18 protein-coding genes are annotated in these 21095 nt (G+C 68.1%); 15 read left to right on the forward strand and 3 right to left on the reverse strand.

The genetic code is table 11. The features are described from left to right. Window position 1: 1 nt before the first annotated feature. Entirely contained in the window at window positions 2-880 is an 879-nt protein-coding gene (locus tag EJO71_RS33535; protein WP_125952947.1) for a LysR family transcriptional regulator, read from the reverse strand. An 83-nt stretch (window positions 881-963) separates the two neighbouring features. Between EJO71_RS33535 and EJO71_RS33540 the strand changes: the two genes are divergently transcribed. Further along, window positions 964-1509: a GNAT family N-acetyltransferase gene (locus EJO71_RS33540; protein WP_125952946.1), complete on the forward strand. Its 546-nt coding sequence runs from the start codon at window positions 964-966 to the stop codon at window positions 1507-1509. 3 nt (window positions 1510-1512) lie between these two features. Then, window positions 1513-2991, forward strand: coding sequence for an MFS transporter (locus EJO71_RS33545; protein ID WP_125952945.1), 1479 nt, complete (start codon window positions 1513-1515; stop codon window positions 2989-2991). A gap of 67 nt (window positions 2992-3058) precedes the next feature. On the opposite strand, the gene EJO71_RS33550 is transcribed toward EJO71_RS33545, so the two are convergent. Further along, complete coding sequence (locus tag EJO71_RS33550) at window positions 3059-3748, reverse strand: alpha/beta hydrolase (RefSeq protein ID WP_125952944.1); 690 nt, start codon at window positions 3746-3748, stop codon at window positions 3059-3061. 262 nt (window positions 3749-4010) lie between these two features. Between EJO71_RS33550 and EJO71_RS33555 the strand changes: the two genes are divergently transcribed. Genes EJO71_RS33555 through EJO71_RS33565 form a run of 3 tightly spaced genes read left to right on the forward strand, consistent with a single transcriptional unit; the run spans window position 4011 to window position 10021 of the window. Continuing rightward, window positions 4011-5597, forward strand: a complete 1587-nt coding sequence (locus EJO71_RS33555) for an efflux transporter outer membrane subunit (RefSeq protein ID WP_125952943.1) — start codon at window positions 4011-4013, stop codon at window positions 5595-5597. A gap of 5 nt (window positions 5598-5602) precedes the next feature. After that, the gene (locus tag EJO71_RS33560) at window positions 5603-6817 is read left to right on the forward strand and encodes an efflux RND transporter periplasmic adaptor subunit (RefSeq protein WP_125952942.1); all 1215 of its coding nucleotides are present in this window, start codon (window positions 5603-5605) and stop codon (window positions 6815-6817) included. A 12-nt stretch (window positions 6818-6829) separates the two neighbouring features. Further along, a complete protein-coding gene (locus tag EJO71_RS33565) occupies window positions 6830-10021 on the forward strand; it encodes an efflux RND transporter permease subunit (protein ID WP_125952941.1) in 3192 nt (1063 codons plus the stop codon). Here the strand turns inward: EJO71_RS33565 and EJO71_RS33570 are convergent. Continuing rightward, window positions 10018-10740 carry a Crp/Fnr family transcriptional regulator gene (locus tag EJO71_RS33570; RefSeq protein ID WP_125952940.1) on the reverse strand — a complete coding sequence of 241 codons (723 nt, stop codon included), beginning with the start codon at window positions 10738-10740 and terminating at the stop codon, window positions 10018-10020. The two genes, EJO71_RS33565 and EJO71_RS33570, sit on opposite strands and share 4 nt — an antisense overlap. A 126-nt stretch (window positions 10741-10866) precedes the next feature. Here EJO71_RS33570 and EJO71_RS33575 point away from each other — a divergent pair, with 126 nt between their 5' ends. The 10 genes from EJO71_RS33575 (at window position 10867) to tssI (ending at window position 20970) form a co-directional block, all read left to right on the forward strand. Further along, window positions 10867-11457, forward strand: coding sequence for an HD domain-containing protein (locus EJO71_RS33575; RefSeq protein WP_125952939.1), 591 nt, complete (start codon window positions 10867-10869; stop codon window positions 11455-11457). A gap of 31 nt (window positions 11458-11488) precedes the next feature. Then, the gene (locus EJO71_RS33580) at window positions 11489-12256 is read left to right on the forward strand and encodes a class II aldolase/adducin family protein (protein WP_093202892.1); all 768 of its coding nucleotides are present in this window, start codon (window positions 11489-11491) and stop codon (window positions 12254-12256) included. 108 nt (window positions 12257-12364) lie between these two features. Then, complete coding sequence (locus EJO71_RS33585; RefSeq protein WP_125952938.1) at window positions 12365-13243, forward strand: bile acid:sodium symporter family protein; 879 nt, start codon at window positions 12365-12367, stop codon at window positions 13241-13243. Between the two features lie 7 nt (window positions 13244-13250). Further along, complete coding sequence (locus tag EJO71_RS33590) at window positions 13251-14177, forward strand: LysR substrate-binding domain-containing protein (RefSeq protein WP_125952937.1); 927 nt, start codon at window positions 13251-13253, stop codon at window positions 14175-14177. 76 nt (window positions 14178-14253) lie between these two features. Further along, window positions 14254-15681, forward strand: a complete 1428-nt coding sequence (gene tcuA, locus EJO71_RS33595) for an FAD-dependent tricarballylate dehydrogenase TcuA (protein ID WP_125952936.1) — start codon at window positions 14254-14256, stop codon at window positions 15679-15681. Further along, on the forward strand, window positions 15665-16888 hold the full coding sequence (gene tcuB, locus EJO71_RS33600) for a tricarballylate utilization 4Fe-4S protein TcuB (RefSeq protein ID WP_125952935.1): 1224 nt from the start codon (window positions 15665-15667) through the stop codon (window positions 16886-16888). Before tcuA ends, tcuB begins: the two co-directional genes overlap by 17 nt. A gap of 186 nt (window positions 16889-17074) precedes the next feature. Then, window positions 17075-17422, forward strand: a complete 348-nt coding sequence (locus EJO71_RS33605) for an antibiotic biosynthesis monooxygenase family protein (protein WP_125952934.1) — start codon at window positions 17075-17077, stop codon at window positions 17420-17422. 61 nt (window positions 17423-17483) lie between these two features. Beyond that, window positions 17484-18029 (forward strand): DUF2867 domain-containing protein, encoded by a 546-nt coding sequence (locus EJO71_RS33610; RefSeq protein WP_125952933.1) that lies wholly within the window; start codon window positions 17484-17486, stop codon window positions 18027-18029. A 73-nt stretch (window positions 18030-18102) separates the two neighbouring features. Next, window positions 18103-18225 (forward strand): hypothetical protein, encoded by a 123-nt coding sequence (locus EJO71_RS35005; protein ID WP_276311729.1) that lies wholly within the window; start codon window positions 18103-18105, stop codon window positions 18223-18225. A gap of 171 nt (window positions 18226-18396) precedes the next feature. Further along, the gene (gene tssI / locus EJO71_RS33615; RefSeq protein ID WP_125952932.1) at window positions 18397-20970 is read left to right on the forward strand and encodes a type VI secretion system Vgr family protein; all 2574 of its coding nucleotides are present in this window, start codon (window positions 18397-18399) and stop codon (window positions 20968-20970) included. Window positions 20971-21095 lie beyond the last annotated feature (125 nt).

The following is a 21095-nucleotide window of genomic DNA, read 5'->3' on the forward strand; positions in this document are numbered from 1 at the left end:
GTCACGCCGGCGTGTCGCGCAGCAGCTCGGTGAAGCGCTTCTGCACGTAGCTCGCCGTCGCGCCGAGCTGCCGCCCCTGCAGCCACAGCATGCGCACCGACAGCCTCGGCAGCGCCAGCGAGGGGCAAGGCACCTCCTGCAGCGCCTGCCTGAAGCCCTCGTAGTGCGCGATGTTGACGGGCAGCACCGCCCAGCCCAGCTTGTCGGCCACCATCTCGGCCGTGCTGTAGAAGCTGTCGGAACGCCACACCCTGGGGCTGTAGGCCACCTCGTGCACGTCGTCGGCATGCATCAGCAGTTGCCTGTGCCGGGCCAGGTCCTTGCGTCGCACGACGCGCCCGTCGGCCAGCGGGTGGCCATTGGCGACGAACACCCCCTGCGGCACGGTGCCGATGTGCCGCTGGTCGAAGCTCTCGCGCACCGGGCCCCTGTCGAAATGGAAGGCGACGCTGGCGCGCTCCTGCTCCACGTAGTCGGCCACCTCGGTGGCGGTGCCATTGAGCAGCGTGAGTTCGAGGCTGGGGAATTTGACCGAGATCTCGCGCATCAACGTGGCGATGGCGGTATACGGCAGCGCCTCGTCGAGCGCCAGCGACAGCGCAGCCTCGTTGCCCGCATTGAGCGAGCGAGCGCGCTGGTCGAGCTGCTCGGCCTGGCGCAGCAGCTCTCGCGCCTCCAGCAGCAGCACCTGCCCCGCCTCCGACAACTGCGCATTCCTGCGCGAGCGGTCGAAGAGCGCCACGCCCAGGTCGACTTCGAGCAGGCCGATGGCGGTGCTCACGGCCGACTGCGCCTTGCCCAGGTGGCGCGCAGCGGCCGAGAACGAACCGCACTCGGCGGTGGTCACGAACTGGCGCAGTTGATCGACGGTCCATTCCATACGGTATTCCCGAACTCCATCCATCTTGTTTTCAGATGGATTTCATCTTTATCCATCCATTTTAATGGCGCAACATGGCGCCCATGCAAAAAAACTCCCGTCAAACCAAGGCTCCGCTGCAAATCGAGTGGTGCAGCGATTCCACCAAGGAGCGGGCCATCGTCGAGTTGTTCATGAAGCAACTGAGCCCCCGCTACATCTCCCACTCCGAGCTGCAGGAGCAGCGCGCCGTCGCCATCGGCGAATGGCGCTCCGACCTGCCCGAGGTGCTGGGCGCGCAGGTGCGCCACGCCCTCGCCCAACCCGCCGACGCGTCGAACACGCTGATCGCGACCGCGCACGACGGCGACGACGGTGCCCTGCTTGGCATCGCATTTGTTTCCATCGACGAGGCCCGGCTGGCCTCGCGCGCCTTCGCCACGCTCGACGACATCGTCGTCGATGCGTCCCGCCAGGGCAGCGGCGTTGGCGGACTGATGTTCGACTGGATCTGCGACCAGCTGCGGCAGCGCGGCATCCAGCGCATCTTTCTCGAAAGCGGCATCGGCAACGAAAGCGCCCATGGCTTCTTCGAGGCACGCGGGTGCACGCCCGTGTCCATCACGATGCTCAAGGAACTGGAGGCCTGAGCCATGACGAACAACACAAGAAAGTGGATCACGCTGCTGATCGTCTCGACGGCGCTGCTGCTGATCGTGATCGACATGACCGTGCTCTACACCGCGCTGCCCAGGCTCACGCACGATCTCGGCGCGTCGGCCTCGGCGAAGCTCTGGATCATCAACGCCTACACCGTCGTCGTCTCCGGCTTCCTGCTGGGCATGGGCGCGCTGGGCGACCGCGTGGGCTACAAGCGCATGTTCATCGCGGGACTGGCCGTGTTCGGCGTGGCCTCGCTGTGCGCGGCCTACGCGCCGGGCGCGGGCTCGCTCATCGCCGCGCGCGCCTTCCTGGGCCTCGGCGCCTCGATGATGATGCCGGCCACGCTGGCGATCATCCGCCTTGCCTTTACCGACGACCGCGAGCGCGCGCTGGCCATCGGCGTCTGGGCTGCGGTGGCCTTCGGCGGCGCCGCGCTCGGCCCGGTGGTGGGCGGCGTCCTGCTCGAGTACTTCTGGTGGGGCTCTGTCTTCCTCATCAACGTGCCGGTGGTGATGGTGTCGCTGGTGCTGGGCCTGTGGCTGCTCCCGGACCAGCGCACGGCCAACCACAGGCCGTGGGACTTCATCGGATCGGTGCAGGTGCTGGCCGCGCTGGTCTGCCTGGTGCTCACGATCAAGGAGTTCGCGAAACCCGAGCCCTCGTTCGCGATGGCCATGACGAGTGGCACGCTGTCGGTCGTCGCCATGCTGCTTTTCGTGCGGCGCCAGCGCCGCAGCGCGGCACCGCTGATCGACTTCAGCCTGTTCCGCAATCCGCACTTCTCCAGCGGCGTGATCGCGGCCACCGTGGCCTCGGCGGCGCTGGTGGGCGTCGAGCTGGTGTTCAGCCAGCGGCTGCAACTGGTGACGGGCCTCACGCCGCTGCAGGCGGGCCTGGCCATCCTGCCGATTCCGCTGGCCGCCTTCGTGGCGGGGCCCGCCGCAGGCCTGATGCTCTCGCGCATCGGCTCGCGCCGCATCATCGTGCTGGGCCTTGCGACCACCGCCGTGGCGCTCTTCGGGCTGGCATTAACCGTCGACGCGTCGGGCCTCCCGAGGCTGGCGGTGCTGGCGGTGCTGGCGCTGCTGGGCATGAGCGTCGGAGCCACCATGACGGCGGCCTCCAACGCCGTCATGAACAACGCGCCGGAAGACCGCGCGGGCATGGCCGCGTCGGTCGAGGAGGTGTCGTACGAACTGGGCAGCGTGCTCGGCGTGGCGCTGCTGGGCAGCGTGCTCTCGTCGAGCTACACGGCCGCGCTGGTCATTCCGCGCACGCTGGCGGTGCCAGCCTCGGCCAGCGACGGCATCGACGCCGCGCTGCTGGCCGCGGAGAGCCTGCCGGCGCATGCGGCGACGCAGCTCGTGTCGCTCGCGCACGCGGCGTTCGACAAGGGCTTCTTCGCGGTGATCGCCGTGGCGGTGCTGATGGTGATCGCGGCCGCGGGCTCGGTCGCCGCAATCGGGTAACAAGCCGGCGCGCGGCGGCAGCGCACGCGCACTGGAGAGTGCGCGTCCTGAACCGCCGGCGGCGCTATCAGGCGGCGCTCGCCGCCTCGTCGATCAGTGCCGCCACCTCGACCGGCTTCGAAGCCAGCGAGGCATGGCTCGCCGCCAGCGTGATGACCTTCTTCGCACCCAGCCGCGCCGACATGCGCTCCTGGTTGGCCGGCGCGATCATGCGGTCGTCGCTGGAGATCTGATACCACGACGGCTTCTTCTTCCACGCGGGCGCGGTGATCGTGTCGCCGAAGGTGCTGGCGACCGGCGCCTTCTGCGTCACGCCCATCACCAGGCCTTCCTCGGGCGTGAGGTCCTGGCAGAAGCTCTCGTGGAACTTCTCGGGCTTGACCCACAGGTAGCCGTCGCTGTCGGGCGCCAGGTTGGGCACGGCCACCGGCGGGTGCTCCTGCGTGATGCCGCCGGGGCTTTCGCCCGCATCGGGCGCGAAGGCCGCGATGTAGACCAGCCCCGTCACGTTGGGCAGGTCGCCCGCCTGCGTGATGACCGCGCCGCCGTACGAATGGCCGACGAGCAACACCGGCCCGCCCACCTGGACCACCATCTTGCGCAGCCGCTCGGCATCGTCGGCCAGCGAGGTCAGCGGCATCTCGACCGCCCTGATTCCCGTGTGGCCCTTGCGCGAAAGCTCCACGATGACTTTCGCCCAGTGTGCCGCGCCACCCCAGAACCCATGGACCAGAACGACTGTCGGTTTGTTGCTCATGATTGATGACCTTCCCGCGTGTGTGGATGACCGCACCGGCGTCCGCTCTTTTTCTCTTCCTGGCTCTGGCCGGCGCGGGACTTGCCGGCCGGAGGCCGACGCGCACTTATACGCCTCGCAGCCTGCGACCACATGAACAACCATGCGTGCAGTCGGAGCGGTCTCGGCACGCCCGGCCTTAACGCTGGCCTAACAGTTGCATAAAAGTTCTATAAACCACGGCTCATAGATTGCCCGCTCGTTCCCTGAAGCGAAGAAACCGATGAATGACATCGAAGCAAGGAAAGGTCGCGCCATTCGCCCGGCGCAGCCTCCCGTCAAGCAAGTACGCCGAAAGCATGCGGCCGTGCTCACGCAGGGCCTCACGCTGGGCCTCGCACTCCTGCTGGGAGGCTGCATGCTCGGCCCGGACTACCGCCGGCCGGCCATCGACATTCCCGCGTCGTTCAAGGAAGACGACGGCATCACCTGGCTGCGCACGCAGGCCGACCCGCAGGCGGCGCTGCCCGGCAACTGGTGGACCGCCTACGGCGACGAGCAACTCGGCTCGCTGATCGACCGGGCGCTCGCGGCCAACCAGAACATCGCGGCAGCCGAAGCCTCCTATCGCGCCGCGCGGGCCTCCGTGGCATCGAGCGAGGCCGGCCTCTATCCCACGCTCTCGGCCGGTGCGTCGGCCAGCCGCAGCCGCAACCTCGCGAGCAGCGGCAGCTCGTCGGGCAGCGGCACGCAGTCGACCCTGCTGTCCACGCAGGTCAGCGCGAGCGCCACGGCCAGCTGGGAGCCCGACCTGTGGGGCGAGGTGCGGCGCCAGGTCGAAGCCAGCCGTGGCAGCGCGCAGGCTTCGGGCGCACTGCTGGCGGGGCAGCGGCTGTCCATCGCCGCGACGCTGGCCAACAGCTATTTCGCGCTGCGCCAGCTCGACATCGACATCGCGCTGCTGGGCCAGCAGGAGCGCATCCGCGCACGCGTGCTCGAGATGACCCGCGCCAGCTTCCAGCATGGCCTGGTCGCCGCCGACCAGGTGCTGGTGGCGCAGGACAACCTGGCGGCGGCCATCGCCACCCTGGCCGCCTCGCGCGCCGCACGCGCCCAGTACGAGCATGCGATCGCGGTGCTGACCGGCGTGCCTCCGGCGGCCTTTGCGATCGCCGCGCAGCCGGACTACCGCTTCGCGCTGCCGCCCGTCCCGCTGGCCCTGCCCTCGCAGCTGCTGCAGCGCCGCCCCGACGTGGTGGCGGCGGAGCGCAACGCGGCTGCCGCCAATGCGCGCATCGGCGTCGCGCAGGCGGCCTTCTTCCCCTCGCTCACGCTGTCGGCCCAGGCCGGCTACCGCAACAACAGCCTGGCGCAGCTCTTCACCGCGCCGCACCGTTTCTGGACAGTGGGCCCCGCACTGGCCGGCACCCTGTTCGACGGCGGTGCACGCAGCGCCGCGCTGGAAAGCGCGCGCGCCGGCTACGACCAGAGCGCGGCCAACTACCGGCAGACCGTGCTGGGCGCGTTCCAGAGCGTGGAGGACAGCCTCGCCTCCTATCAGCAACTGCAGAACCAGGCCAGCGCCTTCGCCGGCATCCTGCAGCGCAACCAGCAGCTGTTCGCCAGTGCGCGCGCGCAGCGCAGCGCCGGCAGCACCAGCGAACTCGACCTGCTGAGCCAGCAGCTCGCGCTTCTCACCGCCGAGCAGAACCTGCGCGATACGCAGGGGCTGCTCACGCAGAGCAGCGTCACGCTGATCAGGAACCTCGGCGGCGGCTGGCAATGGGACGACACCCAGGGCGCCCCTGCTCCCGCCTCCTCTGCCACAGCTTCTTCCTCCACACCCGCAACACCGCACACGACGCCCTAGCCGCCATGCGCCTCCACCATCTCCATTCATCGACGCGCTGGCGCCTCACGGCCGGCATCGCACTGGCCGCGACGCTGCTCGCGGCCTGCGGCCAGCAGGCAACCCCGCCTGCCCCACCGCCGCCCGAGGTCGGCATCGTCACCGCGCAGCCGCGCGACGTGCCGCTGGTCAAGGACCTGGTCGGCCGGCTCTCGCCTTTCCTGAGCGCCAACGTCACCGCCCGTGTGTCGGGCGTACTGCAACGCCGCACCTACGTGGAAGGCGCCAACGTCAGGCAGGGGCAGGTGCTGTTCGAGATCGACCCCGGCTTCTACCGCACGCAACTGGACAACGCGCTGGCCGTGCTCGCGCAGGACCAGGCCACGCTGGCCAACGCCCGCGTGACGGCGCAGCGCAACCGCCAGCTGCTGCCCGTGGGCTCGGTCTCGCAGCAGGCGGTGGACAACACCGACGCCGCCGAGCGCAGCGCCGCCGCCAGGGTGCGCGCAGACGAGGCTGCCGTGGCCACCGCGCGGCTCAACCTCGGCTACACCAAGGTGACCTCGCCCATCGACGGCATTGCCGGCCAGCAGCAGCTCACCGTGGGCGCGGTGGTGGGCAACGGCACCAGCGACGGAGGCGCCAACGGCACGCTGCTGGCCACCGTGCAGCAGATCGATCCGCTGTACGTCAACTTCACGGTGAGCGCCGACGAGCTGATGGCGCTGCGGCAGGCGCAGTCGCAGGGCCGGGTCGCGCTCGCGCAGCAGAACCAGGTGCAGGTGAAGGTCAGGCTGCCCAACGGCGCGCCGTACGAGCACCCCGGCACGCTGGACTTCACCGCCGCCGTGGTGAACGCCGCCACCGGCGCGGTCAACCTGCGTGCGCGGCTGCCCAACCCGCAGCAGACGCTGCTGCCCGGCCTGTACGTCACGCTGTCCGCCGAACTGGGCGAGCAGAAGCAGGTGTTCCTGATTCCGCAGCGCGCGATCCTGCGCGACACGGTCGGTGCCTACGCGCTCGTGGTCGGCCCCGACTCGAAGGTGCTGCGCAAGAACGTGCAGGCCAACACGGCGCGCGGCAGCGACTGGATCGTCACCAGCGGTCTCGCCGCGGGCGACCGCGTGATCGTGAGCGGCCTGCAGGGCGCCGCGCCCGGCAAGGAGGTCAAGGCTTCCGACTGGCGGCCTCCGGCGGCCGCGCCAGCTGCCCCCGCTTCCGCCCCTGCTCCCGCTCGCTGAAGGACCGACCGCATGCCGAAGTTCTTCATCGACCGCCCGGTCTTCGCCTGGGTCGTCGCCATCTTGATCTCGCTGGTCGGCGCCATCGCCGTGGGCCGGCTGGGCATCGCCTCGTACCCCAACGTCGCGCCGCCGCAGATCACGGTCACAGCCACCTATCCCGGCGCCAGCGCCGAGACGATGGAAACCACCGTCACGCAGGTGATCGAGCAGCAGCTCATCGGCCTGGACAACCTGCTGTATTTCAGCTCCACCTCGCGCGCCAACGGCACCGCCACCATCACGCTGAGCTTCGCCACCGGCACCAACCCCGACACCGCCGCGGTGCAGGTGCAGAACAAGGTGCAGCTGGCGCAGCCGCTCCTGCCCTCGCAGGTCACGCAGCAGGGCGTGGTGGTGGCCAAGGCAAGCCCGGACATCCTGATGTTCATGCAGCTCATCTCGGACGATCCGACGATCGACTCGGGCCGCCTGAACGACATCATCGCCTCGCGCATCCTGCCGGTGATCGCGCGCATCGACGGCGTGGGCAGCACCATCACGCCGGGCTCCGAATACGCGATGCGGCTGTGGCTCAACCCCGACAAGCTGCAAGCCTACGGTCTCTCCGCCAGCCAGGTGCTGGCCGCCGTGCAGGCGCAGAACGCCCAGTTCGGCGCGGGCTCGCTCGGCGCCGATCCGGCCGCGCCGGGGCAGGAAGTGACAGCCACCGCGGCGGCCGACACCCTCTTCACCTCGCCACAGCAGTTCCGCGACATCATCCTGCGCGCCAACAACGACGGCACCGTGGTGCACCTTTCCGACGTGGCGCGCGTGGAGTTCGGCCCGCAGACCTACGGCCAGCGCGCCCTGCTCGACGGCAAGCCGGCGGGCGGCCTGGGCATCAACCTCGCGCCCGGCGCCAACGCGCTGCAGGTGGGCGAGACCATCAAGAAGCAGATGGACCTGCTCGTGCGCGAACTGCCCGGCGTGCGCTGGACGGTGGCCTACGACACCACGCCCTTCATCACAGCCTCGATCACCGAGGTGGTGAAGACGCTGTTCGAGGCGATCGTGCTGGTGTTCCTGGTGATGCTGGTGTTCCTGCAGAACCTGCGCGCCACGCTGATCCCCACGCTGGTGATTCCGGTGGCGCTGCTGGGCACCTTCGCCGGCATGCAGCTGCTGGGCTTCTCGCTCAACCAGCTGACGCTGTTCGGAATGGTGCTGGCGATCGGCATCGTGGTGGACGACGCGATCGTGGTGATCGAGAACGTCGAGCGGCTCATGACCGAGGAAGGCCTGCCGCCCAGGGAGGCCACGCGCAAGAGCATGGGGCAGATCACCGGCGCCATCGTGGCGATCACGGTGGTGCTCACGGCCGTGTTCGTGCCCTCCGCGCTGCAGCCCGGGGCCACCGGCATCATCTACGCGCAGTTCGCCTTCACCATCGCGCTGTCGATGGCCTGCTCGGCCTTCCTGGCGATGACCTTCACGCCCGCGCTGTGCGCCACGCTGCTCAAGCCCACCGACCACGCGCGCAAGAACGCGCTCTTCCGCGGCTTCGACCGCCTCTTCGACTGGGTGGCTCGCACCTACCACGGCCATGTGGGCTGGGCGCTGCGCCATGCGCCGCGCTGGATGCTGGCCTTCGTGCTCGTCACGGTGCTCACGGGCTTCCTCTATGCGCGTATGCCCACGGGCTTCGTGCCGGGCGAGGACCAGGGCTCGGTGCTGGTGTCGGTCACGCTGCCGCCCGGCGCCACGCTGGAGCGAAACGACCGCGTGATGGCGGAGATCCGTGAGCGCATCCTGAAGAGCCCGGTGGGCGCGAGCGTCGACGCGATCTTCCAGGCTCAGGGCTTCGGCTTCGCCGGCAACGCGGAGAACGCAGGCACGGTGTTCGTCAAGCTCAAGCCGTGGGAGCAGCGCGACAAGACCGCGATGGAGCTCATTCCCGAGATCACGCGCGCGCTGCGCGGCCTGCCCGACGCGCAGGCCATCGCCTTCAACCAGCCGGCCATCCGCGGCCTGAGCCAGCTCGGCGGCATCGACATGTTCCTGCAGGCGCGCGCCGGCCAGTCGCGCGCCGAGCTGGCGCAGGCCTCGCGCACGCTGGTGGAGAAGGCCGCCCAGAACCCGACGCTGTCGAGCATCCGTCCCAACGTGCTGCCCGACGCGCCGCAATGGCAGATCGCGGTCGACCGCGCGCAGGCCTACGCGCTGGGGCTGACGCTGACCGACGTCTACAACGGCGTCGCGATGCTGCTGGCGCCCACCAACGTCAACCAGTTCCGCTACGACGGGCGCATCAAGCGCGTGTACATGCAGGCCGACGCGCCCTTCCGCATGGGTCCCGAGGCGCTCGACCGTGTCTACACGCCGAGCACGCTGGCCGGCAGCGCGGGCGCGATGGTGCCGCTGTCGAGCGTGGTGAAGGCCCAGTGGGGCACAGGCTCGATCGCGCTGCAGCGCTTCAACGGCAACGCGGCGGTGCAGATCGTCGGCAACCCCGCGCCCGGCACTTCCACCGGGCAGGCGATGGTCACGCTGCAGGACATCGTGCGCAACGACCTGCCCGCGGGCTTCGGCTACGACTGGAACGGCCTGTCCTACCAGGAACAGCAGGCCGGCAACTCGGCCACGCTGCTGCTGGTGCTGTCGGTGGTGGTGGTGTTCCTGTGCCTTGCCGCGCTGTACGAGAGCTGGTCGATACCGGTGGCGGTGCTGCTGGTGGTGCCGCTGGGCATGCTGGGCGTGATCGCCTTCTGCTGGCTGGCCGGCTTCTCCAACGACGTGTTCTTCAAGATCAGCCTTGTCACGGTGATGGGCCTGGCGGCGAAGAACGCGATCCTGATCGTCGAGTTCGCGGTGGAGGCGCAGCAGCGCGGCCTGACGCTGTACGAATCGGTGCTGGAAGCCGCGCGGCTGCGGCTGCGCCCGATCCTGATGACCTCGATGGCCTTCATCCTGGGCGTGTTCCCGCTGATCGTCTCCAGCGGTGCCGGCGCGGTCTCGCGGCACGAGATCGGCATGGGCGTGACCGGCGGCATGCTGTTCGCGACCTTCCTCGGGCTGCTGATGATCCCGGTGTTCTACGTGGTGGTGCGGCGCGTGCTGGGCGACAAGATCGACGAGCCTTCGCGCAAGCTGGCGAAGACAGCAGCGAAACCGGAAGCAGGTCACGCGCCGCCCGACGAGTCCGCCGACGGCGTGCGCCCCTAACCGGCGCTCACCAGCCTCTGGAGCGCATCGAGCGACAGCAGCTCGATGCGCCCGTAGCCCAGCGCGATCACACCCTCGGTCGACAGCGCGTTGAGCTCCTTCGACAGCGTCTGGCGCGTCACGCCGAGCATCATCGCCAGCGCCTCCTGCGGCAGCTGCAGCTCGTGCCGCAGGTGCACCGACTGCGTGGCGTCGCCGCGCGCCAGCACCAGCAACCGGTGTGCCACGCGCGCGCGCAGGCTGCGCAGCGTGGCGTCTTCCGCCAGGCCGTAGAGCATGCGCACACGCGCCGCCAGCATCGCGGCGATGGCGTTGGAAAACACCACCTCGCGCATCAGCTGCACGAAGGCCGCGGGCGGCACCACCAGCAGGTCGAGCGCTTCCAGCGCGGTTGCGTCGTGGGTGCGCGGCGAGCCGTCGATCAGCGTGATCTCGCCGAACCAGTTGCCCGGCTCCAGCACCGCGAGGATGGCCTCGCGGCCGTCCTGCCGCAGCGAGGAGATCTTGATCGTGCCCGCCACCAGCCCGTAGAAGCCGCCGCCCGTCGCATGGAGCGGATCGCCCTGGCGGAACACCATCGCGCCGCGCCGCACGTGGTGGAGCTCGGCCGCGGCGACCAGCGCCTCGCGCTGGGCTCTCGGCATGCTCATGAACCACGGATTGCCTTCCAGCGCGGCACGGTGCGTGGCGGACAGGCGCGGTTTCGGGGAGGTGGCCATGAAAGAGGTGTGACAGGAAATCGGGGGTTTACCAGAACCCCGCATTGTCAAATTCTTGACAGTTGATGGTCAAGCGCAGGCATACAGTGACCAGCTCCCCACAAGACAAGAACGGAGACTCCGGCGATGAACGCACGCGCAAGTTTCAAGAGCATGCAGGAAAGCACGCGCGAAGACTGGCAGCTGATCGGTGGCGAATTCATGCAGTTCGCGGGCGGCCTGCCCGCGCGCGTGATCAAGCACCTGCAGATCCTCGAAGGCGACTACGGCGGCTTCCCGGTCGACCGCTACACCCACTCGCTGCAGACCGCCACCCGCGCCCTGCGCGACGGCCGCGACGAGGAATACGTGGTGTGCGCGCTGCTGCACGACATCGGCGACACGCTCGGCAGCTTCAACCACCCCGACATCGCCGCCGCCATCCTCAAGCCCTTCGTGAGCGAGGCCAACCACTGGATGGTGCAGAACCACGGCATCTTCCAGGGCCACTACTTCTTCCACCACATCGGCCTGGACCGCGACATGCGCGACAACTTCAAGGGCCACCCGCACTACGAGCGCACGGCCGAGTTCTGCGCGCTCTACGACAACCCCGCCTTCGACCCCAAGGCCGAAACGCTGCCCATCAGCGAGTTCGAGCCCATGCTGCGCCGCGTGATGGCGCAGCCGAAGCAGAGCATCTACAAGGCCGCGCTGACCGAGCCCGCGGCCGCCTGACCCACACGACACAGACTCGAGGACCAATCCCATGAACGCCTTCGCCCAACCCGAAATCCAGAAGCTCGTCTCCGCCGAGGAGTGGCAGCTGCGCGTCGACCTCGCCGCCTGCTACCGCCTCGTGGCGCTGCACGGCTGGAGCGACCTCGTCTTCACGCACATCAGCGCGCGCATTCCTGGCCCGGAGCATCACTTCCTGATCAACCCCTACGGCCTGATGTTCGACGAGATCACCGCGTCGAGCCTGGTCAAGGTCGACCAGCAGTGCAACAAGATCATCGACTCGCCCTACCCCGTGAACCCGGCGGGCTTCGTGATCCACAGCGCGGTGCACGCCGCGCGGGAAGACATCCAGTGCGTGCTGCACACCCACACCCGCGCCGGCATCGCCGTGAGCGCGCAGAAGAACGGCGTGCTGCCCATCAGCCAGCAGTCGACCTTCGTGCTGGCCTCGCTGGCCTATCACGACTACGAGGGCGTGGCTTTCCGCGACGACGAGAAGCCGCGCCTGCAGGCCGACATGGGTAATGCGAACTTCCTCATGTTGCGCAACCACGGCCTGCTGACCTGCGGCAAGACCATTGCCGACGCCTTCCTTTCGATGTACACCTTCGAGGCCACCTGCCAGATCCAGATCGCGGCGCAGTCCGGCGGCAGCGAACTCACGCACGTGGACCCGCGCATCGTGGAAGGCGTGGGCCAGGCCATGAAGGTGCAGACTGGCGGCATGGGCGGCCAGTTCGTCTGGCCGTCGCTGATCCGCAAGCTCGACCGCATCGACGACAGCTACAAGCAATAAGACCTTCGTCGGTCCCGGTTTCCACGGCTGCCAGCGCCTGCGCGACAGGTGCTGGCAGCCATTTTTTTACCGCATCAAAACTACAAGAGCCACCGAGGAGACAACCCAATGGACAGTACCGTCATCGTCACCCGCTTCCTGTTCGGCGCGCTCGCGCTCGTGATGTTCGGGCTCGGGCTTTCGCTTTCGCTCGCCGACTTCAGGCGCCTTTTCAAGCACCCCAAGGCCGTGACCATCGCGCTCGTGCTGCAGGTCATCGGCCTGCCGCTGGCGTGCTACGCGATCATCGTGGGCTTCGGGCTGTCGCCGGTGTTCGCGGTCGGGCTGATGCTGCTGGCGGCCTCGCCCGGCGGCATCTCGGCCAACCTGTTCTCGCACCTGTTCGGCGGCAACGTGGCGATGAACATCTCGCTCACGGCCGTGAACACGCTGCTGTCCATCGTCACGCTGCCGCTGATCACGAACTGGGCCATCGGCCATTTCGCGCAGGGCGGCCAGGTGGTGCCGCTGCAGACGCGCAAGCTGGTCGAAGTGATCGCCATCGTGCTGGTGCCTGTGGCGCTGGGCATGTTCGTGGCCTCGCGCCGGCCCGGCTTCGCGGCGCGCATGGAGAAGCCGACCAAGGTCTTCAGCGGCGTGGTGCTCGCTGTGGTGACGGTGCTCGCCATCGCCAACGAGTGGAAAACCATCACGAGCACCTTCGCGCAGATCGGCATTCCCGTGCTGCTGTTCAACCTGCTGAGCCTGCTGGCGGGCTACTACCTCAGCCGCGCCGCCGGGCTCGACAAGCCTCTGGCCACCGCCATCAGCTACGAGATCGGCATCCACAACTCCACGCTGGCGATCTTCATCGCGGTGAGCGTGCTGGGCAGCTTCCCGCTGGCGCTGCCAGCCGCCATCTACTCGGTGGTGATGTACATCACCGCCCCATTCTTCGGATGGCTGCTGTTGCGCCGGCCGGCGCCCAGTACCGCGCCTGCGCGATGATCGGCGGATGGAACTCCGGCAACTGCGCTACTTCGTCAAGGTCTGCGAGCTTCGCAGCATGGGCCGCGCAGCGGTCGAGCTGGGCGTCGTCACCTCGGCGCTGAGCCAGCAGATCAGCCGGCTCGAGGGCGAGCTCGCCACCCGGTTGCTCAAGCGCAGCTCCAGCGGCGTGGTGCCCACCGATGCAGGCGTGGCCTTTCTCCATCAGGCGCAGCTCGTGCTGCGGCATGCCGACGACGCGGTGCTCGCGGCGCAGCAAGCGCGGCTCTCTGGCCACGTGAGCGTGGGCCTGGCGCCCACCACCGCCACGGTGCTCGGCGTGCCGCTGATGCGCGCCATGCGCGAGCGCTACCCCGAGGTACGGCTGCACATGGTCGAGGCTCTGTCGGGCCATCTCACGACCATGCTGCAGGCGCGGCAGCTCGACCTGGCCGTGCTGTTCCAGACCGACACCCCGAGACGCTGGAGCGTGACGCCGCTGCTGGCCGAAAAGCTCTTCGTGATCGCATCGCCAGCGCTTGCGCAGCGCCCCACCGGTGCGCGCGTGCGCCTGTCGCAGCTGGGCGACCTGCCGCTCATCCTGCCCAGCGGCAGCCACGGCCTGCGCGCCACGCTGATGGCCGCCTTCGCGCGGGCACGCATCGCACCGCGCATCGTGGCCGAGGTCGACGGCCTCGCGCTGCTGATGGACGCGGTGCGCGCCGGACACGGTGCGACCATCCAGCCCGGCGCGGCCTCCGCGCGGCACGACCGCGACGACCTGCAGCTCACGCAGATCGCCGACGCGCACGTTGGCCGCAGAAACCTGCTCGTGAGCCTGTCGGACGACGAGCTCTCCCCCGCCGCGCTGGCCACGCGCGTGGTGGTGGCCGACACGGCGCGCGCCCTGGTGCGCGAGGGCCGCTGGGCCGGCGCCAGTCTTCTCGAAACGTGAACACCCGTTGCCCGAACCGGCCTTTCGCCTGAAGGCCGGCCTGCCTAGAGTCTCCTGATCCCAAGGAGACCCACGAGTGATCGATGTACTGGTTGTCGGGGGCGGCAATGCCGCCCTCTGCGCCGCCCTGATGGCGCGCGAGGCCGGCGCCTCGGTGCTGCTACTCGAAGCCTCGCCCAAGGCATGGCGCGGCGGCAACTCGCAGCACACGCGCAACCTGCGCTGCATGCACGACGCGCCGCAGGACGTGCTGGTCGATGCCTATCCCGAAGAGGAGTACTGGCAGGACCTGCTGAAGGTGACCGGCGGCCTCACCGACGAGCACCTCGCACGTCTGGTGATCCGCGCCTCGTCGAACTGCCGCGACTGGATGCGCAGCCACGGCGTGCACTTCCAGCCACCGCTGTCAGGCGCGCTGCACGTGGCGCGCACCAACGCCTTCTTCATGGGTGGCGGCAAGGCATTGGTCAATGCCTACTACCGCAGCGCTGAAAGGCTCGGCGTGCAGGTTCGCTACGACACGCCCGTGGCCTCGGTCGAACTCGACGGCGACCGCTTTGTGGCCGTGCGCACCGAAGCCGGCGAGCGCATCGAGGCGAAGAGCTGCGTGCTGGCCGCCGGCGGTTTCGAGTCGAACCGCGAATGGCTGCGCGAGGCATGGGGCCGGAACGAGCGCGGCGAATGGCCGGCCGACAACTTCCTGATCCGTGGCACGCGCTTCAACCAGGGCGTGCTGCTCAAGCACATGATCGAGGCAGGCGCCGACAGCATCGGCGACCCTTCGCAGGGCCACATGGTGGCCATCGACGCGCGCGCGCCGCTGTACGACGGCGGCATCTGCACGCGTATCGACTGCGTGTCGCTCGGCGTGGTCGTCAACCGCGAGGCGAAGCGCTTCTACGACGAGGGCGAGGACTTCTGGCCCAAGCGCTATGCCATCTGGGGCCGGCTGGTGGCTCAGCAGCCGGGGCAGATCGCGTGGTCGGTCATCGACCAGAAGGCGGTCGGGCGCTTCATGCCGCCGGTGTTTCCAGGCACGCAGGCAAACACGCCCGGCGAGCTGGCACGCAAGATCGGCCTCGACGAAGCCACCTTCGTGCGCACCGTGGACGACTACAACGCCGCATGCCGCGTCGGCCGCTTCGACCACACCACGCTGGACAACTGCCGCACCGAAGGCGTCGCGCCCGCCAAGACGCACTGGGCACGCCCCATCGACACCGCGCCCTTCCAGGCCTACCCGCTGCGTCCCGGCATCACCTTCACCTATCTCGGGCTGAAGGTGGACGAGACGGCGGCCGTGCGTTTCGGCGGTCGCCCGAGCCCCAATCTCTTCGTGGCCGGCGAAATGATGGCCGGCAACGTGCTCGGCAAGGGCTACACGGCGGGCGTGGGCATGAGCATCGGCACGGCCTTCGGGCGCATCGCCGGCACGCAGGCAGCGAAAGCCGCGCGGGCTTCCACGAAGAACAACAAGGAGGCCGCGCTTGCAGCAGCTCACTGATCTCGTCGCACACGCACGGGCGGACGCCGAAGGCACGCCCACGCAGCGCGTGATTCCCATCGCCCCCGCGCTGCCGTTGACGGCAACCGAGGACGAAGTCGCGCGCATCCTGCAGATCTGCAACGCCTGCCGCTACTGCGAAGGCTTCTGCGCCGTGTTCCCGGCCATGACGCGCCGGCTCGAGTTCGGCAACAAGGCCGACACGCACTACCTCGCCAACCTGTGCCACAACTGCGGCGCCTGCCTGCATGCCTGCCAGTACGCGCCACCGCACGAGTTCGCGGTGAACGTGCCGCAGGCTATGGCGCAGGTGCGCATGCAGACGTACCACGACTACGCCTGGCCGCCCGCGATGGGTGCGCTGTACCAAAGGGCCGGCCTCACGGTCGCCCTGGCACTGGCGGGCGGGCTCGCCCTCTTTCTGGTGCTGGCCGTGGCGATGTCGGGCTCGCTGCTGCACGAACCGATGGCGGGCAACTTCTACGCGATCTTTCCGCACAACCTGCTCGCGCTGGTGTTCGGCGTGGTGTTCCTCTTCGTGATGTTCGCGCTGGCCATGGGCGTGCGCCGCTTCTGGCGCGAGGTATCGCCTTCACGCGACAACCCGCGCGCCGAGGTGGCCGGCGTGCGCGCCTCAGCCGGCGCCGAAGCCGCGCACGACGCGCTGCGCCTGAAGTACCTCGACGGCGGCCACGGCGAAGGCTGCAACAACGAGGACGACCGCTTCACCCTTTGGCGCAGGCGCTTCCATCACTTCACCTTCTACGGCTTCATGCTGTGCTTCGCATCGACCTGCGTGGCGACGCTCTACCACTACCTGCTGGGCTTGCACGCGCCCTACGCGCTGACCAGCCTGCCGGTGCTGCTGGGCACGGCAGGCGGCATCGGCCTCGTGGTGGGACCCGTCGGACTGCTGTGGCTGAACCTGCGGCGCGACCCGGCGCACGGCGACGCCACGCAGCGGCCCATGGACCGCGGCTTCATCGCGCTGCTGCTGCTCACCGGCATCACCGGCCTCGCGCTGCTCGCGTGGCGCGACACGCGCTTCATGGCGCTGCTGCTGGCGGTGCACCTGGGCGTGGTGATGTCTCTCTTTCTCACGCTGCCCTACGGCAAGTTCGCGCACGGCATCTTCCGCTCGGCAGCACTGCTGAAGTTCGCCATCGAGAAAAGGCTGCCCAGCCGCCTGCAGCTGGGCGCCGACTGAGGAATTCGTCGGCTATCGCATCCGCTCGCTGGTGATCGTCTCGAACCAGGATGAGCAAGCAGCGCAAGCTACCGCCTGATTGCCAAGCACGGCACGCCGGTGCCTACCATGGAATCCCGCGCAACCTGCCACGCATAAAATGCGAGCGCCAGGGAAGATTTCTCCCTGCGACGCTGGAGTCTCCCAATGACTACGATTGCCGAGAACGCAGATCTCGTCACGCTCATCAACGTATTCACGGTCGAGCCATCGAATCAACAGCAGTTGCTCGACATACTCGCACGCGCCACCGATACATCCGTTCGCGACGTGCAGGGGTTCATCTCGGCGGCGCTTCATCGAAGCGTCGATGGAACAAGGGTCACGATGTACTCGCAGTGGAAGAGCGCGGAGCACTACCAGAGCTACCAATCGATGCTTTCGAACCCGGCGACATCTCCGTATGTGGAACAGGTGCTCGCCATCGCCAGGTTCGACCCCGGGATGTACGAAGTGGTCAAGGTCTTCGCCGGGCCATCCGAGCCTGCGCGTTGATGTCTACCCCTCCACCGTCGCCCGTCCCCAATGTCATTCGTCAGACCTCGGAGTGCCATTCATGCCAAGCGAACTCACGCCAGTAAAGCCGGTTGCCCTCCCCACGCAGTCCGCCGTCGCTGCAATCTATGAATCGACGGATCTCGCGGACGCGTTTGCAGTTCAACTGCCCTTGGGCACATCCAGCGATCCGGATGTCCTGTGGCGATTCCTCATCTCGCAGCAGCCGTCCTGGATCGGATGGCTCACCAGCGTCCGGGATGCAATCGTCGCGTGCTTTGGCTTGAAGACCGCCAAACACCTCGCGACGCTCTCCGGCGAAGCCAACGCCGACCGCATCGGCATCTTCAGGGTCTACGGCAGGAGCGAAGCCGAGATCGTCCTGGGCGAGGACGACAAGCACCTCGATTTCAGACTGTCGGTGCTCCACACCCCAGGCTTGTCTCCAACACTCGGCGGCCAACTGACTGTCTCGACCGTCGTCCACTGCAACAACCTCCTGGGCCGAGCCTACATATCGGTGATCGCGCCTTTTCACCGCCAGGTCGTGAAAGCCAGTCTTCGTCGCGCTGCACTTATCGGTTGGCCCAAGGCAGCCGCAAGATAGAGGCGTACCGTGTCTGTGCCATTGGGGCCCAAAGGTGGCCTCCATGGCACGTGCTGCGAATCCCGCTGAAGCCATGAGCTTCAAGATGCTGAGCGGCTGCATCCTGTCGCCGTCCGCATCGACATTTATTCCCTTCCGAATAGCAGCAGCTTCGCCTCGCACGCGCCGCGAGCATTTCTTCACGTATTTCCCCTGATCTTGAGTGCCTGTCACCAAGCGCGAGCCTGCCCTTCGAATAATCAGGAATAACTATTTCATTCGAGCAATCGAATATCCAGGGAGGATTTCTCGTGTCCATGTCCAGCGTCACCGGCCGCCGCCGGTGCAGGCGCCGCGCAAGCTTGCCTTCTTCATTTCCGCCAGCGCGATGAGCCGCCGCGTCACCATTGCCACACCGATGGGCGAGGCACTGCAGTTCCATCGGCTGGTCGGGCGCGAGGCGCTGAGCCGGGCCCATGCCTTCGATGTCGAACTGCTGGGCAGCCACAACGCCATCGACCCCAAGGCCCTGCTCGGCAAGACCGCCACGGTGTCGATGCAGACCGGGCACGGCGGCACGCGCCATCTCGCCGGCATCGTCACCCGCTTCGGGCTCGCGCGGGAAGACGCGCGGCACTCCTTCTACGCGATGAGGCTGCGCCCGTGGTTCTGGCTCGCCTCGAAACGGCACGACTACAGGATCTTCCAGGACCGCAGCGTTCCCGAGATCCTGGCCGAGGTGCTCGGCCGCTACGGCCATCCCTTCGAGCAGAAGCTCTCGCGCAGCTACCGGGTCTGGAGCTACTGCGTGCAGTATGGCGAGAGCGACTTCGATTTCGTGTCGCGCCTGTGCGAGCACGAAGGCATCTGCTACTTCGTCCGGCACGAAGCCGCACAGCATGTGCTGGTGTTCGCGGACGACATCGCCAGCTCGCACGCCCCGCTGCCCGGCGGCGAGACGGTGCGCTACCACCCGCACGAGCAGTCGGGCATGACCGGTGGCGACGAGACGGCCGAGCGCATCTACGCATGGGAGATGGCCGAGGATCTGCGCTCCGGCCACCACTGCACCGACGACTACGACTTCGAGAAGCCCAAGGCCGACCTCAAGAGCCGGCGCCAGATGCCGCCGGGGCACGATCACGACGGCCATGAAGTCTTCGAGTGGCCCGGCCACTACCTGCTGAACGGCGATGGAGAGGCCTATGCCGGTATCCGCAACGAGGAACAGCTGAGCGCGCGAAGCCTCGTCTCCGGACGGTCCAACCTGCGCTCGCTGGCGCCGGGCCACACGCTGCGGCTCGCCGGCCATCCGCGCGACGACCAGAACCGCCAGCATCTTGTACTCGGCGTGGCCTATCACCTGCAGGAGAACCTGCGCGCCAGCGAAGGCACGGGCGGCACATCGGGTGGCTCCATCCAGCGCTTCGCATTCGATGCGCAGCCCACCAGCTTCGCGTGGCGCCCGCCGCGCATCACGCCGAGGCCCCGCACCGGCGGCCCGCAGACCGCCGTGGTGGTCGGCCCGGCGAGCGAGGAAATCTGGACCGACCAGCACGGCCGGGTGAAGGTGCAGTTCCAGTGGGACCGCCTGGGAAGCAACGACGAGAACTCCTCGTGCTGGCTGCGCGTATCGCACGGCTGGGCCGGCGCGCAGTTCGGCACGGCGGCGCTGCCGCGCATCGGGCAGGAAGTGATCGTCGATTTCCTCAACGGCAACCCCGATCGCCCGATCGTCGTGGGCCGCTTCCACAACGCCGACGAAATGCCGGCCTGGAAGCTGCCCGCCCAGACTCACCTGATGGGCATCCGCAGCCGCGAACTCGGAGGCAGCCTGCGCGGCAACCACCTGGCGCTCGACGACAGCGCGAGCAGGGTGCAGGCGCAGCTGAAGAGCGACCACCAGTGCAGCAGCCTCAGCCTCGGGCACATCGGCCGCATCGACGACACCGCCGGCCGCAAGGACGATCGCGGCCAGGGCTTCGAATTGCGCACCGACGGACACGGTGCGCTGCGCGCCGCGCGCGGATTACTGGTGAGCACCGAGTCCCGGCCGAACGCGCAGGCCCACATCACCGACATGGGCGAGACGGTCGCGCGGCTCACACAGGCCCGCGAAGTGCACGAAGGCATGTCGCAGGTCGCACTGGACGCCGGGGCCCACGAGGAAGGCGATCAGAGCGAGGTCGCCAGGGAGCTCAAGCAGCAGAACGACGCGATCAGGGGCAAGGCCAGCGGCACCGCGCAGGGCGAGTTCCCGGAATTCGACCAGCCGCACCTGACGCTCGCCAGCCCCTGCGGCATCCAGACCGTCGCGCAAGGCTCCAGCCACTTCGCGAGCGCCGGACACAACGCGCTCACCAGCGGCGGGCATACCAGCGTCGCCAGCGCGAAGAGCTTCCTGGTCTCGGCCAGGAACGCCGTGCGCATGTTCGCCTACAGGGCCGGCGTGAAGCTGGTGGCCGGCAACGCGGACATCGACATCACGGCGCTGAAGAACAGCATCAACATCCTTGCGAAGATGAACATCCGGCAGGAGGCCAACCGGATCACGATCACGGCGGCTGAAGAGGTCGTGATCAACGGCGGCTCGAGCTACACATGCTGGAACGCTTCGGGGATCGTGCACGGCACCCGGGGCACCTGGCGGGCGCATGCGACGACGCACAGCTTCGTAAAGCCCGACAGCCGCACGCCCGACAAGATGAATCGGGACGTGCAGACGCGCTTCGACCAGGAGGTCATGTTTCATCACATCGATGAAAAGGACACGCCCGCAGCGAGGCAGCGCTTCGAGCTCGTGCGCAACGGCGAGCCCAACTCGCGGGCTGCGCCTTCCGGTGAGACGACGGGGCCGGGCCGGCAAGGCGGCGAGGCCACAGGCACTGATGGCACCACGCGACAACAGCGATCGGATGGTCCGGAGGTCTACAAGGTCCGATGGCTCGGGAGGACAAAGTGATGGCAGTACAGGGAGAAGAAGAGGACATCTGGCTGGACTTCAGCCTGGGCCTGGACGGCTTCGCGGAAGTCACGGCGGTAACGACGCCGCTCGACGACAGGAGAAAGATCCGCGTGCGCGTGCCT

The organism is Variovorax sp. 679 (genome assembly GCF_003952185.1).
In the GTDB taxonomy this organism is placed as follows: domain Bacteria; phylum Pseudomonadota; class Gammaproteobacteria; order Burkholderiales; family Burkholderiaceae_C; genus Variovorax.

What these genes read in the sequence shown, in the direction of transcription:
- EJO71_RS33535 (WP_125952947.1), bottom strand. Translation starts at nt 880, where the DNA reads ATGGAATGGACCGTCGATCAACTGCGCCAGTTCGTGACCACCGCCGAG.
- EJO71_RS33540 (WP_125952946.1), top strand. Translation starts at nt 964, where the DNA reads ATGCAAAAAAACTCCCGTCAAACCAAGGCTCCGCTGCAAATCGAGTGG.
- EJO71_RS33545 (WP_125952945.1), top strand. Translation starts at nt 1,513, where the DNA reads ATGACGAACAACACAAGAAAGTGGATCACGCTGCTGATCGTCTCGACG.
- EJO71_RS33550 (WP_125952944.1), bottom strand. Translation starts at nt 3,748, where the DNA reads ATGAGCAACAAACCGACAGTCGTTCTGGTCCATGGGTTCTGGGGTGGC.
- EJO71_RS33555 (WP_125952943.1), top strand. Translation starts at nt 4,011, where the DNA reads ATGAATGACATCGAAGCAAGGAAAGGTCGCGCCATTCGCCCGGCGCAG.
- EJO71_RS33560 (WP_125952942.1), top strand. Translation starts at nt 5,603, where the DNA reads ATGCGCCTCCACCATCTCCATTCATCGACGCGCTGGCGCCTCACGGCC.
- EJO71_RS33565 (WP_125952941.1), top strand. Translation starts at nt 6,830, where the DNA reads ATGCCGAAGTTCTTCATCGACCGCCCGGTCTTCGCCTGGGTCGTCGCC.
- EJO71_RS33570 (WP_125952940.1), bottom strand. Translation starts at nt 10,740, where the DNA reads ATGGCCACCTCCCCGAAACCGCGCCTGTCCGCCACGCACCGTGCCGCG.
- EJO71_RS33575 (WP_125952939.1), top strand. Translation starts at nt 10,867, where the DNA reads ATGAACGCACGCGCAAGTTTCAAGAGCATGCAGGAAAGCACGCGCGAA.
- EJO71_RS33580 (WP_093202892.1), top strand. Translation starts at nt 11,489, where the DNA reads ATGAACGCCTTCGCCCAACCCGAAATCCAGAAGCTCGTCTCCGCCGAG.
- EJO71_RS33585 (WP_125952938.1), top strand. Translation starts at nt 12,365, where the DNA reads ATGGACAGTACCGTCATCGTCACCCGCTTCCTGTTCGGCGCGCTCGCG.
- EJO71_RS33590 (WP_125952937.1), top strand. Translation starts at nt 13,251, where the DNA reads ATGGAACTCCGGCAACTGCGCTACTTCGTCAAGGTCTGCGAGCTTCGC.
- EJO71_RS33605 (WP_125952934.1), top strand. Translation starts at nt 17,075, where the DNA reads ATGACTACGATTGCCGAGAACGCAGATCTCGTCACGCTCATCAACGTA.
- EJO71_RS33610 (WP_125952933.1), top strand. Translation starts at nt 17,484, where the DNA reads ATGCCAAGCGAACTCACGCCAGTAAAGCCGGTTGCCCTCCCCACGCAG.
- EJO71_RS35005 (WP_276311729.1), top strand. Translation starts at nt 18,103, where the DNA reads ATGAGCTTCAAGATGCTGAGCGGCTGCATCCTGTCGCCGTCCGCATCG.
- tssI (WP_125952932.1), top strand. Translation starts at nt 18,397, where the DNA reads ATGAGCCGCCGCGTCACCATTGCCACACCGATGGGCGAGGCACTGCAG.